Source organism: Rubrivivax sp. JA1026 (genome assembly GCF_011065555.1).
In the GTDB taxonomy this organism is placed as follows: Bacteria; Pseudomonadota; Gammaproteobacteria; order Burkholderiales; family Burkholderiaceae_C; genus Rubrivivax; species Rubrivivax benzoatilyticus.
Genome location: NZ_JAALCQ010000022.1, coordinates 1 through 750, shown reverse-complemented (window position 1 = coordinate 750; position 750 = coordinate 1). Strand labels below are relative to the sequence as shown.

Sequence of the window (750 nt, the reverse complement as noted above, 5' to 3'; positions counted from 1 at the left end):
GGTCGACTGTGGCTCAGGCGCACTCCCAGGCGGATCAGCCACACGCCCAAGCCCGTGAGCGCACCCACGGTCGGTGCGCCCCAGGGCGGGCCGTTGTCGGCATTGATGCGCTCGGGCAGGCCGTAGCGCCGGAAAGCATCTTCCAGGGCCTGCTGCACCGGTTCGCGTCGCTCACCGGCCAGAGCCTGCAGCACGAGGCTGAAGCGCGAGTGATCGTCCAGCACGGTCAGCGAATGGCAGCGCTGCGTGTCGGTGGCAAAGTGGCCCTTGAAGTCGATCTGCCACAGCGCATTGGGCGCCTCATGCTCGAAGCGCTGCCACGCGGTTGCAGCCGCGCTCGCGCCGGGGCTGATCAAGCCGTGGCGCTTGAGCACCGAGTTGACCGTGCTCGCCGCGATGCGCACACCTGCGTCGCGAGCCAGGACATGGGCGATCTTGCGGCCACCCCACGCCGGGTGCTCGCCTCGAACGGCCAACACCTGGTCCTGCAGTTCCTGCGCTGTGCGAGATGGCGAATGGCATGGGCGACGGGATCGGTCCTCCAAGTCCTCGCGGCTGAGCCACTTGTAGCCCGTCTTGCGGCTGATCCCGAACCGGCGACACAGCTCACTGACGTTCGCATCCGCTTGGCGGGCCAGACCGACGAACTCCTGTCTCTGATCCTTCACGGTGACTGCGCTCCACGGCAACTTCGTTCTCCGCTGGCTAGGCAGGAAAAAGTGTCACCTATGTCCTCGCACACCTGTCACC

The 750-nt window shown here is 66.7% G+C and carries 1 protein-coding gene; it reads right to left on the bottom strand.

What is annotated here, in order from left to right; genetic code table 11:
* A partial coding sequence (locus G5B56_RS19735; protein WP_164964346.1) for a DDE-type integrase/transposase/recombinase occupies positions 1–689 on the bottom strand: 689 nt, incomplete at its 3' end.
* Positions 690–750: the final 61 nt, after the last annotated feature.